The organism is Mariprofundus micogutta, assembly GCF_001895085.1.
Classification (GTDB): domain Bacteria; phylum Pseudomonadota; class Zetaproteobacteria; order Mariprofundales; family Mariprofundaceae; genus Mariprofundus; species Mariprofundus micogutta.
The window spans coordinates 1-15,571 of the sequence record NZ_BDFD01000021.1; the positions used below are offsets into that span (position 1 = coordinate 1).

General features: G+C 48.3%; 17 protein-coding genes. 6 read left to right on the forward strand and 11 right to left on the reverse strand.

All coding sequences use genetic code 11. From position 1 onward, the window contains the following. Window positions 1-343 precede the first annotated feature (343 nt). The 4 genes from MMIC_RS10350 (at window position 344) to MMIC_RS10365 (ending at window position 4,848) form a co-directional block, all read left to right on the forward strand. A complete protein-coding gene (locus MMIC_RS10350) occupies window positions 344-1,222 on the forward strand; it encodes a hypothetical protein (protein WP_072660404.1) in 879 nt (292 codons plus the stop codon). Between the two features lie 113 nt (window positions 1,223-1,335). Next, complete coding sequence (locus tag MMIC_RS10355) at window positions 1,336-2,544, forward strand: SH3 domain-containing protein (RefSeq protein WP_072660405.1); 1,209 nt, start codon at window positions 1,336-1,338, stop codon at window positions 2,542-2,544. 142 nt (window positions 2,545-2,686) lie between these two features. Further along, complete coding sequence (locus MMIC_RS10360; RefSeq protein WP_072660406.1) at window positions 2,687-3,820, forward strand: SH3 domain-containing protein; 1,134 nt, start codon at window positions 2,687-2,689, stop codon at window positions 3,818-3,820. 128 nt (window positions 3,821-3,948) lie between these two features. Further along, window positions 3,949-4,848 carry a cation diffusion facilitator family transporter gene (locus MMIC_RS10365; protein WP_072660407.1) on the forward strand — a complete coding sequence of 300 codons (900 nt, stop codon included), beginning with the start codon at window positions 3,949-3,951 and terminating at the stop codon, window positions 4,846-4,848. 57 nt (window positions 4,849-4,905) lie between these two features. Here the strand turns inward: MMIC_RS10365 and tolA are convergent, their stop codons facing one another. The 11 genes from tolA to hpnC form a co-directional block, all read right to left on the reverse strand. Beyond that, complete coding sequence (gene tolA / locus MMIC_RS10370; protein WP_072660408.1) at window positions 4,906-5,685, reverse strand: cell envelope integrity protein TolA; 780 nt, start codon at window positions 5,683-5,685, stop codon at window positions 4,906-4,908. Next, window positions 5,663-6,079, reverse strand: a complete 417-nt coding sequence (gene tolR / locus MMIC_RS10375; RefSeq protein WP_072660409.1) for a protein TolR — start codon at window positions 6,077-6,079, stop codon at window positions 5,663-5,665. The genes tolA and tolR overlap by 23 nt, the downstream gene beginning before the upstream one ends. A gap of 3 nt (window positions 6,080-6,082) precedes the next feature. After that, window positions 6,083-6,772: a protein TolQ gene (gene tolQ, locus MMIC_RS10380; RefSeq protein WP_072660410.1), complete on the reverse strand. Its 690-nt coding sequence runs from the start codon at window positions 6,770-6,772 to the stop codon at window positions 6,083-6,085. After that, the gene (gene ybgC, locus MMIC_RS10385) at window positions 6,769-7,206 is read right to left on the reverse strand and encodes a tol-pal system-associated acyl-CoA thioesterase (RefSeq protein WP_072660411.1); all 438 of its coding nucleotides are present in this window, start codon (window positions 7,204-7,206) and stop codon (window positions 6,769-6,771) included. Before ybgC ends, tolQ begins: the two co-directional genes overlap by 4 nt. Then, a complete protein-coding gene (gene ruvB / locus MMIC_RS10390) occupies window positions 7,203-8,237 on the reverse strand; it encodes a Holliday junction branch migration DNA helicase RuvB (protein ID WP_072660412.1) in 1,035 nt (344 codons plus the stop codon). The genes ybgC and ruvB overlap by 4 nt, the downstream gene beginning before the upstream one ends. Continuing rightward, window positions 8,234-8,797, reverse strand: coding sequence for a Holliday junction branch migration protein RuvA (gene ruvA / locus MMIC_RS10395; protein ID WP_072660413.1), 564 nt, complete (start codon window positions 8,795-8,797; stop codon window positions 8,234-8,236). Before ruvA ends, ruvB begins: the two co-directional genes overlap by 4 nt. A gap of 18 nt (window positions 8,798-8,815) precedes the next feature. Further along, complete coding sequence (gene ruvC, locus MMIC_RS10400) at window positions 8,816-9,301, reverse strand: crossover junction endodeoxyribonuclease RuvC (RefSeq protein WP_072660414.1); 486 nt, start codon at window positions 9,299-9,301, stop codon at window positions 8,816-8,818. Window positions 9,302-9,340: 39 nt separating this feature from the next. Further along, complete coding sequence (coq7, locus tag MMIC_RS10405; RefSeq protein WP_171966503.1) at window positions 9,341-9,997, reverse strand: 2-polyprenyl-3-methyl-6-methoxy-1,4-benzoquinone monooxygenase; 657 nt, start codon at window positions 9,995-9,997, stop codon at window positions 9,341-9,343. 302 nt (window positions 9,998-10,299) lie between these two features. Then, window positions 10,300-11,568: a hydroxysqualene dehydroxylase gene (locus MMIC_RS10410; RefSeq protein WP_072660416.1), complete on the reverse strand. Its 1,269-nt coding sequence runs from the start codon at window positions 11,566-11,568 to the stop codon at window positions 10,300-10,302. Window position 11,569: 1 nt separating this feature from the next. Then, complete coding sequence (hpnD, locus tag MMIC_RS10415; protein ID WP_072660417.1) at window positions 11,570-12,445, reverse strand: presqualene diphosphate synthase HpnD; 876 nt, start codon at window positions 12,443-12,445, stop codon at window positions 11,570-11,572. After that, window positions 12,445-13,341 carry a squalene synthase HpnC gene (gene hpnC / locus MMIC_RS10420; protein ID WP_072660418.1) on the reverse strand — a complete coding sequence of 299 codons (897 nt, stop codon included), beginning with the start codon at window positions 13,339-13,341 and terminating at the stop codon, window positions 12,445-12,447. Before hpnC ends, hpnD begins: the two co-directional genes overlap by 1 nt. Here hpnC and thiO point away from each other — a divergent pair. Then, complete coding sequence (gene thiO / locus MMIC_RS10425; RefSeq protein WP_083530565.1) at window positions 13,340-14,578, forward strand: glycine oxidase ThiO; 1,239 nt, start codon at window positions 13,340-13,342, stop codon at window positions 14,576-14,578. The genes hpnC and thiO overlap by 2 nt on opposite strands. Window positions 14,579-14,642: 64 nt before the next feature. Continuing rightward, window positions 14,643-15,515: an MYG1 family protein gene (locus tag MMIC_RS10430; RefSeq protein WP_072660452.1), complete on the forward strand. Its 873-nt coding sequence runs from the start codon at window positions 14,643-14,645 to the stop codon at window positions 15,513-15,515. Window positions 15,516-15,571: the final 56 nt, after the last annotated feature.

Consider the following 15,571-nt stretch of genomic DNA (forward strand, 5'->3'; position numbering starts at 1 on the left):
TTCGTTTCCACTGTGATCACTCCTGTTTTTTCCTCCAACTAAATCATTAGCTGGGGATACTACAGGGGGGTCAAATTTGGACGCTGATTTACCCCTCTAGGGGGTCAATTTTGAACGCTGAATAACAACCTGACTGTAAAGCTGAGCACCAAAACCATAAGAATCGACAAAAACAATACGAGAGGGTGAATTTCTGACATGTAGTACCATCCTTTATTCGGTTATTATAAGCATAGACTATTTTTTCAGAATTTCTGACTTTTTTTCACGCGAGCAGCTTGTACGGCAACAGGGCAGAGAAAAGGTTTGGCACTTTTTTATCCTGTTTTGTTAGCTTGGCGGAATGAATGATGAACAACTTCATCAGAGTCTGATCGACTTTGTCCAAACTGAAGGTTTGCCAGGGAGCTATCTTGAACTGATCTATAGATATCTGTTTCCACTCTCTGATTGGATTGCTGAACATAAGCAGGCTGGTCAGGCATTTACCTTTGCTGTGAATGGGGCTCAGGGCAGCGGGAAATCAACCCTGTGTGCTGCAATGTCCATATTGCTGGAGCATCGATTTGATTACTCCGTAGCGATTCTCTCCATAGATGACCTTTACCTCAATCGCGACAGGCGTCATCAGCTGGCTGAAGAGATTCATCCTCTGTTTATTACCCGTGGCGTGCCGGGAACGCATGATGTACAGCTCGGGCTCGATGTGCTCTCGGCACTGAAAAAAGAGGAGGCCGTTCAGCTACCCCGGTTTGATAAAATAAATGACAACCCGTTTCCAGAAAGGCAGTGGCCTGTTCAGGACAGGCCTGTTGATATTATTCTGTTTGAAGGCTGGTGCCTTGGACTTTCAGGCCAGACAGATGCCCTGTTGCATCAGCATGTGAACAAGCTTGAAGCAGATGAAGATGAACAAAGAGTATGGCGTAACTACGCCAATGAACAGCTACGTGGTAGCTATCAGTTGCTGTTCTCAGAGCTGGATGCTTTATTATACCTCAAATCACCGAATATGGATGCGATCAGAAGATGGCGCGGAGAGCAGGAAGCCAGACTATCTCATGCGAAGACGGACTTGCAGATGGATCTGCAACAGTTGTTGCGTTTTATGCAGCATTTTGAACGTTTAACGAACTGGGCCAGTCAGACACTGCCGGACAGCGCTGATATAGTATTCGAGTTGGATGAGTATCATCAGGTGAATAAGGTGAAGTACAGGTAAAAACAGGAAGTTTTGCAGGCTGACTAAGGGCTGGTAGTGTGATTTGCTTCACAGTTTGCCGGTCATGCATAGATACATTCGGGTCAGACAAGTCGGATAGTGGAAGAGGGCTCATGGGTGATTCGCATAAAACTGACGTAAACAAGAAAGTGTCAGAAAATGAAAATATCAATGAATTTGAAGCTTTGCAGAAGCAGCTTGATGAGTTTATCGAAAAAGAGAATGCTGAGCACGCTGCAGTAGAAGAGATCGATTATGGGCCTGATAGCCAGCATCGACTTGATGATTTTGTCGATGATCTTCAGAAACAGATGGACGATTTTGTTAAGCAGAGCCAACAACAGAAAACAGTGAAAGCAGTAGCAAGCCCACCCGGACAAAACAAAGCTGTGGCAAAACCAGCTCCAGCCAAAAACGTCGGGAAAAAGGTCAAAAAGCAAAAGCCGGTCGTTCAACAGAAATCAGTTGAAGCGGACAGCAGAGCAGCAAACCCGGGCAAAACGACAAACACCAATCCTCGTTTTCTGACCGCAGGTGGTTTGATCATTGCCGTAGTCATCTGGATTGTCTGGCCAGATTCAACTGAAATACCACCGGAATCACCGATGCCCGGACAACAACATATGGCGGAGACAAAAGCTGTACTTGCTGATCCAGTCGCAGTTGAAAGCATTGAACCAGTTGCCGAACAAGAGCAACAGCTTGCAACTGTTGCAGCTGAACCAGTAAACGCTGAAAAGGTAAGCCATACTGGAAATAAAGAAACCGATATAAAAATAGAACCGGCCAAACAGGAGGCTGCTGTAGCCACCCCTGCTATCGCACCTGTAGTTGCAGCAACGGCTCCCGTTGCAACAGTGAACAACACAACGCTGACTGTAACCGCCACGATTGCGAACATCAGAAGTGAACCGAATGCCCGGGCTGATGTGCTGCACAGGCTGAAGCAGGGGATCAAGGTGTTTGCAATTAAACGTGAAGGCGACTGGGTTCAGCTTAGAATTAAAGGAAAACTGGTCTGGGCGCATCACAGTGTGTTTGCCAGCAAAACTGCAGCGCCGGTAGCTGTGGTTACCAAACCAGAAGCTGAGCCTGTCACTGAAACTCAGCCTGTTTCGAGCGCATCCGATGGAGTGTATCAAAATAGAGTAGTGAAGGTTGCCAGCATTTTAGGGAATGTCAGGCGTGAACCGAATACCGGTGCAGAGATCATGTTCAGACTGAAGCAGGGTACCAGAGTATTTGCTATCAAACGCGAAGGTGATTGGGTTCAGGTTAGAATCAAGGGCGTTGAAGCCTGGGCGCATTACTCTATCTTCTAGAGCCTGTTCACACTAATTTAGATGTTGTCGCTGCTGCCGTCAGAACTGTGTTCTGATATCACAGTATGCGCCAGATCACATTTTTTCCGTTATCTGCGCGATAGAATTTGCCGTGAAATTCATAATTCATGGGAAGTGTGAGATGAGTCAGAAACCGAATATTATCAATGAGCTGGATTTACTGATCAGTCAGGAAAAGAACAGCTTACTCAGCAATCTGCGAGAAGGCGACAGGCTGGAGGATAAACTGGCCCAGTTCATGGCTGGACTGCAGCTTCAGATTGATACTCTGATTGAATCCAAAAAAGCTGAACAGTTAGCAGCAGCTTCAGAAGTTGGAAGCAAACATACTGAAGCTCATCATGAGCAGGCTGCTAAAATTAGTGATGAAGCTGAGAAAGCCATGCAGCTGCTTGAGAAAGAGTTTAATACTTACAATATCAAGCAAGCCAACGGTATTATGAATCAGAAGCGTTCGATGTCTTACATAGTGAAGCAGTCATTGATCGGTACTGCAGTCGCTGCAGGCCTGTTGTGGTTCTTCTTTCCACAAGCCGATCAAGCCCTGTTTGCTATTGTGGCTGAAACTCCTGCTGAAACCAGGCAATCTGATGTTGAGTCGAAGAGTGTTGCCGAAGCAGCATTGCAAAGTGAACCAGTGGCTGTAGTCGATGTTGAAGCTGCATCAGATACCGAGCTTAAACTGGTCGACCCTGTCGTTGATATTGCACAAGAGGTCCAGGTGGCTAAACAGAATATGGCTGAAGAGATTAAGCCTGAGCCGGTAAAAGAGGTGAAAGCTCCGGTTTTGAATGAGAACAAACCGGTGACTAAAGCAAAGGTTGAATCATTATTGGATGAGACACCTGAAATAAAGGTGACCAGCAAAGCGAAAGAGCCTGAAGTTGTCGTTGGCCAGGAGATCACGGTCACGGCTCATGTCGGTAATGCTCGCAATACACCGAGTAACAAAGGTAAACGTGTGGCTCGAGTGAAGATGGGTGACAAGGTTATCAAGCTGAATGAGCAAATGGGCTGGTATCAGGTGAAACTTGAGAGCGGTACTGTTGCCTGGATGTACAAAACTATTTTTGCTCCGCGTCTGCAGGTATCTGTGGGAATCGGAAATGTTCGCAAATCGCCAAATGGTAAAGCTAAAGTGATCAGCCGCATCAAACAGGGTGATTTTGTCACCAAACTGGAAGAGCAGGGCGGCTGGTATCTGGTTAAACTGGATAATGGTACCAAAGCCTGGGGACACCACTCCATTTTTTAAAACACCTGGACGTTGATATTGAAGAAAGGTCGCCTCTATGGCGGCCTTTTTTTATCAGTGGTTGAATTCATGATAACTCAACTCAATAATCTTTGCATGACTATTACGATTAAAGAGTTCTGCTGCTGATGTCTGGCCATCATCATGGTCATGAGCACAGTCATTCGCATGGACATAAACTGGATGCAGCGCTCGGACTAACATTACTGTTTGCTATTGTTGAGCTGCTTGGTGGCTGGATCTCCAATTCACTGGCTCTGCTGGCTGATGCAGCACACATGTCATCCGATGTGGTCGCACTGGCTCTGGCCGCTTTTGCAAGCCGTCTGGCTGTAAAACCTGCCCATAATGGTATGACCTATGGTTATGGACGGGCACGCGTGCTTGCAGCTCAACTCAATGGTTTTGCGCTCTGGTTTCTAAGTGGCTGGATCGTCTGGGAAGCAGTAGGGCGCCTCGCTGCACCTCCGGAAGTGCAGGGGGGCATGGTCATTGTCATCGGTATCATTGGCCTGACTGTGAACCTGATTATTCTGAAGTGGCTGCATGGTGAACATGATATTAATAGCCGCGCAGCTTACTGGCATGTGGTTGGAGATGCGCTTGGTTCTGTAGCTGCTGTAGTTGCAGGTGTAATCATCTATTTCACAGGCTGGATGCCGATTGATCCGATTCTTTCGTGCCTGGTTGCCGCAATTCTTGCATGGGGTGGCTGGAGACTTGTTCGGGAAACCACAATCGAGCTTATGGAGGCTGCTCCGCAAGTTCTGGATATGGATGCTGTTGAAACCAGTTTAAAGGGCGCAGCGGGCGTTACAGGCGTTCATCATACACATTTGTGGCGTTTGCCCGATAGCAGAATGGCGATATCCTCCCATATTGAGATTGAATCCATATCCGAGTGGGATTGTATTCTACCGAATCTACTCGAACTACTGCGCAAACAGGGCATTGAACACGCAACTCTGCAACCTGAATCTTCACATCTGGAAAACAACTGTACCCCCTGTAGTGATCCCCATTGTTAGAACCCAGATTCTGCTAACGCATCCTTCTGTCAGTACATCACTCTTGATGGGTGGTGCTTATTTTAATGGGTGGAAGCGAATCCTGTTTACACGGAAGAATTCAAACTGCTGACGCGGTAACTCAAATGGGGCAGCAGCATGTATGGCACGAATCAGCGAAGCATCGAGCAGGTCATTACCTGAAGACTCCAGGATTTTTACTGAGACCACTTCGCCGGTAGGGGCGAGCTGCATTTCCACCAGCGGATCTTTGGCATTGTCGGCACTGGCAGGAACCTTCCAGTTATCCTGAACTCTGGCCTGCATTAAAGCGATATAGCGCTCCAGCTCATTTTTAGAAAGCTGTTGGCCCATAATATTGGCAATATCAGGGCGAGATGTGGAGGCTTTAAGTGTAGATTCAGAGCGGTCGGTCGTAGAAGCCACCGGCGCAAATGGATCAAAGTCCGGATCCACTTTTTCTGCAGCTTTGCGCTTCTGCTTGGGTTGTGGCTTGGGTTTAGCCCTGGCAGGTGCAAGTTTTAGCACCGGTTTCACCTTGGCTTTCGGTTTGGGTTTTACGCTTGCTTTAGGCTTGGCTTTTTCTTTTGCCTTTACCTGTTTTGTCGGTTTTGGTTTGCGCCGGGCCTGCTGTTCCAGTCTGGCCAACTCTTTGGCGGAAATCATCATCACTTCGATACGCTTAAGTGGTTCCTCTTGCCGCTGCCCCTGCCAGAAAGCCATCACCATCACGATGGTAAAAACAAGCATATGCAACAGGAGTGCAAATAGCAGATCCTGTTTGCCCAGGTCACCGGAGTGATCGGATTGGTATTTAGCGGTGCGGCTCGGTGACAAGGCCAACCTTCTTGATACCAGCAGTTTCCAGCAGGCTCATAACTTCAGCAACTTTCCCATAGGGGGTTTTGGCATCACCGCGAATGAATACAGGCAAACCCGGCTTCTCTTTACGAATTGCTTCAATACGTGGGGCTAACTGTTTGATTGAGATATTCTTTTTCTGAATATACAGCTGGCCATTGGCTTTGATGCTGACCACCAGCGGTTCCAGATTCTGCTGCATGGCAGGTGCATCTGCATCGGGCAGATCTACATTTACACCCTGAGTAAGCAGGGGCGCAGTCACCATAAAAATAATCAGCAGTACCAGCATCACATCCACCAACGGGGTAACGTTGATTTCACCCATGGGTTCAGTGTCTTTAGTCCATTTACTTTGACCGGCCCACATCTCTTAACCCTTCATGTGGCGGGAAATGATATTCAGGAACTCGGAATTGAACTGTTCCATATTCGAAGCCATACGTTTCAGGTCCGCAGTGAATTTATTATAAGCCACCACGGCAGGAATCGCCGCAATCAGGCCGAATGCTGTTGCCACCAGCGCCTCGGCAATACCCGGTGCCACTGCGGTCAGGGAAGTGTTCTTGGTCAGGGCAATACTCTGGAAAGCATTCACAATACCCCAAACTGTGCCGAACAGACCGATAAACGGGGAGGTGGAACCCACCGTGGCCAGAAATGCCAGATGACGGTTCAGCTTCTCCATTTCACGCGAGAAAGCAGCATCAAGCGAGCGGCGAATACCGTCCATGCCACCGGCAGCAACAATTTTTTCGGTCTGTGACTGACTTGCTTCGCGACGTGTGCGCATAAATTCACGATATCCGGCCTGAAAGATATTTGGCAGAGAACTGTCCGGATACTGCTGTGGAATGCCGGCCAGCACTGTATCCATATCAGTGCCCGACCAGAAAGTATGAGCAAAGGATTCTGCATCGTTACGTGTTCTTCGATACAGCTTCCATTTATTGAATATGATCATCCAACTGACCAGTGACAGCATCATCAGCAGTACCAGTACGGCCTGCACGACAAAGCCGGCGTTCAGGATAAGGGTTAGAATCGACAGGTCCTGATTCATGAAGAATACTCCTCTTTTTTATTCAAATGACTTTTCAATGACTCACGCACGGCTTTGGGAATACGACTGACATTGCCGTCCCGACGGATGCAGGCAAGGTGAATATCACCTTCAGTGAGCAGAACACCGTCCAACTGACGATAAATACGCTGCCTAAAAGCAATGCGGGCACCGCGCATCTGAACCAGCTCGCTTTCGATATTCAGCATTTCATTGAAACGGGCAGGGACAAGATAACGGACATTGGCCTGAGTAACGGCAAACATCACACCGAACTCGGATTCAATATGATCGAGCTCGAGCCCGGCTGAACGCAGAAATTCACTGCGCGCACGCTCCATAAACTTGAGATAATTTGCATAATAAACAACACCACCATGATCCGTATCCTCATAATAGACACGGACAGGCCATGTTTCTGTAAAGCTGGTCACAGTAGTGACTCCTGTTTGCCATTGCCGGGCAATTCACGTTGCATGTGTGCATAAGCCAATGGTGTCGCTGTACGGCCACGTGGCGTTCTGGCAATCAGGCCTTCCTGCAACAAATAAGGTTCTAGCACATCCTCGATGGTATCACGTTCTTCCGAGATTGAAGCAGCCAATGTGTCCAGTCCTACCGGACCACCATTATACTTGTCGATAATCACCAGCAGCAGGCGGCGATCCTGATGGTCCAGCCCCAGATGATCGACTTCAAGACGTTTCAATGACGAATCTGCTACAGCCTGATTGATTAACCCATCATGTTCTATTTCGGCAAAATCACGTACACGGCGCAACAGACGGTTTGCGATACGTGGTGTACCACGTGAACGTTTGGCGATCTCCAGAGAACCTACATCGGCAGCATCGATATTCAGTAGTTTGGCAGAGCGACTGACAATGCGTGCCAGCTCCTCATGTGAATAGAACTCCAACCGTTCAATGACACCGAAACGGTCGCGCAGCGGATTGGTCAATAATCCTGCACGCGTAGTGGCACCAATCAGGGTGAAGCGGGGGATATCCATCTTGATTGAGCGTGCAGCAGGGCCCTGACCGATGACCAGATCAAGTTGAAAATCTTCCATGGCCGGATAGAGAATCTCTTCGACCTGTGGACTCAAACGATGGATTTCATCAATAAACAGGACATCGCCTTCTTCGATATTGGTCAACATGGCTGCCAGATCACCGGGACGTTCGATGACAGGGCCGGAAGTGGCACGAATATTCACGCCCATCTCAGTAGAAATGATATTGGCCAGTGTAGTTTTACCCAGACCCGGTGGTCCATAGAGCAAAACATGATCAAGTGATTCATTGCGTGCTTTGGCAGCCTGAATATAAATTTTCAGGTTGGCGCGGATTTTTTCCTGGCCGACATATTCATCCAGCTTTTTCGGACGCAGGGCGGCATCCCAATTGTCGCCAACACCGGATTCGCCGTCTATCAGTCGTTCCTCAGAAAAGTTTTCCATCATATGGCTTTCAATGCAGCACGGAACATGACTTCAAAATCTGCCGGTTCCACCTTTTTCAGGGCGTTATCAATCTGTGCCGGTTTATACCCCAGATTAGCCAGGGCTGAACGCACATCATCGTTGCTGTTGGTAACCGTGGCACCACCGGTGGCAGCTGTAGCATTGAGTTTGCCCTGCAACTCAAGAATCAACCGCTGAGCAGTTTTCTTGCCTATACCAGGCGTACGGGCAATGGAGAGGTCATCCGCATTTTCGATAGCACGCACCAGATCTTCAGTGCTCATGCCACTCATGAGATTTAAACCCATACGTGCTCCGATTCCTGATACACTGGTCAGCTTGCGGAAAAGAGCACGCTCGGACGCATTGGTAAAGCCGAATAAAGTGATCTGATCTTCGCGCACATAAGTATGAATAGACAGTTCAGCTTTCTCTCCCTGCTTGAGTCTGCACAGGGTTTGCAGGCTCAGGGATACTTCATAACCGATACCTGCAGTTTCCACGATGACTAGGCCTGCCGGATCGAGTTCGCGTACTGTGCCTGATAACCAACCAATCAATTTAGTTCCCCCGCGCTATCACTTTCGCGCCAATTTTTGCATGGGGCTATGATGCGCATGGCAGATGGCTACGGCAAGGGCATCTGCAGCATCTTCAGGACATGGTTCCGGCGGATGCAGCAGCATGCGAACCATATGACCGATCTGATCCTTATCAGCACGACCATAGCCTACAACGGCCTGCTTCACATTCGTGGGAGAGTAGGGGGCTACGCGAAGTCCGTGAAAGCCGCATGCGGCAACCAGAGCACCACGTGCCTGACCAAGTTTCAGTGCAGAACTGACATTTTTGGATACGAAGACATCTTCAATCGCTGCCGTTTCAGGTTTAAAGGCCGAGATAATTTCCGATAGTCCTGCGAAGAGAATATGTAAGCGTTCATCAAAATCACCTTTACCGGTGCGAATCATGGCATGATGCACATGGCGCAGATGATTACCCTGCACATCGATGATGCCAATACCTGTTTTGACTGAGCCTGGATCGACACCAAGTATTCTCACGGATTTATTCCTTTGCCGGATAGCGTGATAAGAGGAAGATCAAACTTTTTCAGCAACCGATGTCATCACCCTGGATGTCAGTTTCATCATCTCTTTAATCGGTTGCGGCAGTTTGGCCGCACCGAGATCTTCTGCCAGTTCAGCATGTCCCTGTTCATCAATCTTCATCTGTTCAACGATAGCACGGCTACGAGCATCTGCTTCAGGCAAACGGTTCAGATGACTATCGAGATGACGTACAACCTGATGCTCAGTTTCAGCCAGAAAACCCAGGTTCCAGCGATCTCCGGCAATGCCTGCGGCCATACCGATAGCAAATGAACCTGCATACCAGAGTGGGTCAAACAGGCTTGGGCGCTCTCCCAGTTCATCAAGGCGATTACGGCACCAGTTCAGGTGATCAGACTCTTCAATAGACGCATGGCGCAATTTATCAACCAGCTTGGGATCGCGTGCAGTCAGGCTTTGTCCCTGATACAGCGCCTGGGCAGCCATTTCACCCGAGTGATTTACGCGCATGAGACCTGCTGCAAGTTTCTTCTCATCAGGGTTGAGTTCGGTAGTCGTTTCAGCTGGAACTTCAGCAGCTGGATATGAACGGGAACTGACCTGCTTACAAAAGATATTATTCAGAGCGCGATCAAGCTCGCCAATAAGCTGATCTGCCACGGTTGGGTTGCGAAATTGTTTGTCCATGTTTGCAATCATAAAACAGCTATACCTTAGTGCAAGAAGGGATATTCACATAGCTAATTCCTTTGTTTTCAAGGCCTTCAAGCTATATCCACAGATACTGTGGATAACTTTGTGGATGAATTGCAGTTGAGACCCTAGTTTATTACATCTGCGTGACATGGCTTGTGTCTGCTTAAAATTTAAGCATCACAAATAGTTGTTTAATAACAGTGGGTTGTAGTATTATTTTTGACCACACCAGAAGGAGGGGTAGCTATGTGACATATTATCACCAATCTCAAGTGATAAGTGGATAAAAGCGCTTATAAGAGCAGTTTTAAGACTTCAATGGCTGCCTTTTCACCCCTTTGCACTGCAAACTCAATGGTAGCAGGCAATTCACCGGGTAGTGGTTGTTCAGTTGCATCAATCATCCTCACTGACGCCATCTGACTTGCATCATGCTTGCGAACAAGAACCGTTGCGCGTTTTTCCCGTATAATGCGAAAATGGCATGGTGAGAGATGAGTGCTACTGTTGCAGATGAGATTGAGTTCATGAGTTACAAGCTCAAGCAGAGTCGCATCATCCATATCCTGCTCATCTGCGCTGATGACAGCGCAAATATGATACAGAGGGAGCTCCTGCTGTTGCATTTGAGCCGTAATATCGAAGAACCACTGACCAGTGGTTCGAATGCCACCGACAAACGTTTCAGGAAGTCCCGGGTTAGCCTCAAACCATAGATGCACATTGGTAATGCATCGCGTTTCACTCTGGCTTTCACGATCCAGCAGGGCATCCGCAGCAAAAGCCGGCAGGGCAATCACCACTGCATCGTACAAATCCCCATTGACCAGCACAGCATCAGCCTCTTTTTTGAGTGAGCGCACACGTTGACGGGTTCTGATGTTCACGCCCAGCTGTTCAGCTCTTTCTACAAGCGGCTTGATCAATGCCAAATCCAGTGGTGCATTGAACCAACCGAGTCTGGCCGTTTTTTTGCTGGCGAAACTTTCCCGCAATATCCGTTTGAATGTTGAGGCATCAGCGCTATGAATATCCTCATTCATGCTGCCAAGACAGATAGGTTCGAGCATATCAGACACCAGAGTTGGTGGAATATCATATAAGCGGATTAAATCGGAAACTGATGTATCTGCCGGATGATCCTGATTCAATGCTCGGGCCAGCCTTAACATGGCAACTGCTGAAGCCCACCCGTGAGCGGGCAAGCTTCTGACCGCCATCAATAATGCCAGTGGAAATGGCAACCACGGAGCTGGGAAAAGTTGAAAGTGATTACGCTCAACATCCCAGAGCGGCAATTTCAATGATGGCTGCCATACGAGATTAGATGTGGCATTACAATCGCTTAGAAGCTGTTGTGTGGCCTGATATGCACCTATCAGAAGGTGAGGCCCATTGTCGCAAAGTTCACCACTTGCTTTATCGATAAATGAACGGGTCCGCCCCCCCGGTTTTGGTGAAGCTTCGAATAATTCAACCTGAATACCGGCTTGTGCCAAACGAATCGCAGCTGTCAGGCCGCACAGGCCAGCTCCGACAACGGCAACGGATTGAACTGTAATATCAGAACTCCAGCTTCATCGGCAGACCTTTCTTTGCCGCTTTTGATTCATAGCGCCAGCTGCGCCAGGCAATCCATATCTTTTTCAATGGCAGGATATGCACCGGATGCTGAAAGACATCATAATTTACAGATCTTAAACGCTGCAGATAGGCATAATAGATGGTTCCCATAACAATGGAGGGGCGCAGGCTTTCCCTGTCTTCCTCGGGAAGTTGAGCCAGTGCCTGACGATATGCAGCCTCTGCTTTATCACCATAGGCCTGCAATAGTTGCTGCATGCTATCGTTGAACTCTCCGGCCTTGATAGCCTGATCACTGACCTTAAAACGAATACGATCTTCCTGAGGCAGATAGATGCGGTCCATGCGGGCATCTTCTGCAACATCACGCAGAATATTGGTCAACTGCAGTGCTTCACCCAGCGAAGTGGCAAAACCACGGCTTTTACGGTTCGAATAGCCAAATATTTCGATACTTAACAGCCCAACCACGCCGGCTACCCGGTAGGCATAAAGTGAGAGGTCAGCTGCTTTCAGGATCGGTTTACGTTTAACATCCATCAGCATGCCATCAATTATTTCAACCAGTAACTCTTCATTGATTGAAAAATGCTGTTGTGCCCAGTGTAATTCTTTACCCACCGGATGCTGAGCCTGACCATTGAAAGCCTGCGATAACTCATGACGCCAGAAGGCCAGCTTGGAGAGGGCAACCTCCTGCTCTTTCACCTCATCTGCAATGTCATCTACTTCCCGGCAAAATGCATATAGTGCCATGATAGCTCGACGCTGGTCATCCGGCAGAAACAGGAACGCATAAAAGAATGAGGAGCCGGAACCACGGGTTTTATCCCTGCAATATTGTTCAGGATTCATCAGTGTTTTGCCTTGGGCGGAAACAGGCTGTCCTTGAGCACTGGCAACAACATTTTTTTCCACTCTTTCTTATTCAGCGTGCTTCGCTCAAGCATGGGGCTCTCCAAATTGTCGATCTTATCCAACATGCGGCGCCCTGCATGAATGGTTGCTGCTATCTGCAGACGCAAACGAAATGGGATCATGGCAAGCAGAGGAAGGCCCTCTTCAAGCATGCTGCGTGTTTCTGCAATCGCCTTGTCTAAAACGGGCCTGAGAAGCTGATTATCTACATCACCATCAAGCAGTTGCTGAGCGGTCAAATCTGCTTCCTGCAACCAGGCTTCGGGCAGATAACACCGGCCACGCGGAAGATCGACACTTAAATCCTGCCAGAAATTAATAAGCTGTAATGCCGAGCATATTTTATCCGAGCAGTATAATGCCTCGGCAGTATTAATCCTATGCAACATCAGCATCAGGCGACCAACAGGATTGGCCGAGTGTTTACAGTAAAACAGCAATTCATCCAGTGTGGCATAACCATGAATGGTTACATCCATACGGAAAGCAATCAGCAGGTTGTTTAATTCCTCAATATCCAGCGCATGTTTTTGAATGGTATCTGCCAGCGCCATGAAGATGGGTTGATCAATCGAAACATTGTTCTCGCAGCGTTCAAGCAGTGTTTCCCAAGCATCGAGCTGTTTAATTCGTGTTTCAGGCGTTGCATCATCTTCATCTGCCAAATCATCTGCATGACGGGCAAAAGCATAAATAGCGGCGACAGCAGGGCGCAAATCTGCTCTCAGCAGTTTGGATGCTGTCGGAAAATTCTCATAGTGGTTTCGTGCGATATCCAGGCAATGTTGATAAGCTTGCGCTAGCTCCATTGGCTGGCCTGTTGAGGCTTGCATGGCGGCATGGTGGCGATATGGCGTGTTTTCTGCAAGTTTGAAAACACAGCTTCGCGAGGGGAGTTTCGTGGATATAGGCAGGCAGACAGATGGCAAACGCGTAGCAGTGATTGGGGGCGGTGTAATCGGTTGCCTGACAGCCCTGTATCTTCACCGCCTCGGAGCCAACCCTGTCATTCTGGAGAAGAGTCAAATAGGCAGAGAGTCGAGTTGGGCTGGAGCAGGTATTCTATGTCCGATTCATCCCTGGCTATATCCGGACAGCTTTACCCACCTGGTAGATAGCAGCCTCTCCATGTTTCCGACCATGAACACTATGCTGGAGGAGTTGAGCGGTCTTAAAACGGAGTGGCGATCAAGCGGCCTGATGATTCCCATGTTTGATGATGATCGCATTCATCATCGCGAGAATGCACTGGGCTGGTCCAAACGTTTCGGTTGGAAAGTTGAAGAACTGGACAACAGACAGAGTCGCGAACACGAGCCGACAATCAGTGATCAGATTGCTGGCTCACTATTATGGCCGCAAGTAGGGCAGGTGCGAAACCCACGCCTGCTTGCCGCGGTAAGGAAAGCTCTGGAAAACTACGCCGTGCCGATTCGCGAACAGGCTGAAGTGTCCGGTATCGGTAAAAACGGGCAGGGCGAAATCTCATCTGTACAGCTTGCAACTGGTGAATCGATTGAAACGGATGCCGTACTGCTAGCTGCCGGTAGCTGGAGTGGTGAACTTGCCCGTCAGATTGGCTTAGAGCTACCCGTAGAACCAGTGAAAGGGCAGATTGTGCTGCTGAAAGATGAACCAGGCAAAGTGAACCACATCATTAAACATGACGATGTTTATCTCGTGCCACGCGTGGATGGTCATATCCTCGTTGGTGCCAGCATGGAGCGGGTAGGCTTTCAGCCTGGTACCACTGATGCAGTTGTAAACAACCTGCTGGAAGCAACATACCGCATCACACCTGGCTTGAAAGATGCGTCCATTGTCGAACAATGGATGGGCTTCCGCCCGGGTAGTCCTGATGGCATGCCATATCTCGGCCCTGTGGATGGTCAGCCCGGCCTCTGGGTTGCCAGTGGTCACTATCGCAACGGTGTCGCCCTTGCTCCCGGTACGGCTGAAATCATGAGCCGCTGGATCATGGGTGAGACTCCAGAGATGGATCTGTCAGACTTCAGAGTGGACAGGCCGGTAATTAATCTGGATAAGGTAGGTTTTCCTGCTGCCGCGTAGAGCAATGCAAAATAAACACGCTGCATCCACTTCTTATTATTTCTTTTTAACATGGTATGAACAAATGAATGATAAAACTATAGCTACTCACAACGGCAATTTTCATGCAGATGATGTTTTCAGTGTCGCTGCAATTGAGATCATATTCCCTTCTTTTAAGCTGATTCGCACACGTGATTCAGAGCTAATCGATAAGGCAGATATTGTGATTGATGTCGGAGGTGAATATGACCCGGAGAGCGACCGTTTTGATCATCATCAACGTGGCGGGGCAGGTGAGCGCGAAAATGGTATTCCTTACTCCTCGTTTGGTCTGATCTGGCAGAAATATGGCGTAGAGATTTGTCAGGGTAATCAGGACGTAGCCAATGCTGTGGATGCAGGGCTCGTATCAACGATTGATGCCATCGATTGTGGTCATGTCGAAGGTGTTGTTCAAGGCATTAGCCTGAGCCAAACGATTGGAATGTTTAACCCCACCTGGCAAGAAGATAGTCACTGTGATGATTGTTTTGATGAAGCAGTCGCTTTTGCATCGCGCATTTTAACACGGTTTATTGCAGCTGCTAGCGGTGGCGTTAATGCAAAAGAGATTGTCGCTAAAGCGATTGAAAATTCAGAAGATCCGAGAGTGGTTGTATTAGAGCAGTATACCCCATGGAAAAAAACTGTTCTCAGCTTATCTGAAGAGGCTTTGTATGTGGTTTATCCATCGCAGACCGGCGAATGGAGAATTCAAGCTGTTCCTGCTGAACTCGGTTCTTTCGAAGATAGAAAATCGCTGCCTAAAGCATGGGCTGGTTTGTCCGGTGAAGGGCTTCAAGAGGTGACAGGCATTGATGATGCCATGTTCTGCCATAATGGCCTGTTTATTGCCGGGGCAGAATCATTTGAAAGCACAATGAAAATGGCAGCCATCGCTGTTGAAAAACAGTAAAACCGTTATCATAAACAAAGCACTCTATTTTTTACTCAATTCGATTCAGATGATAC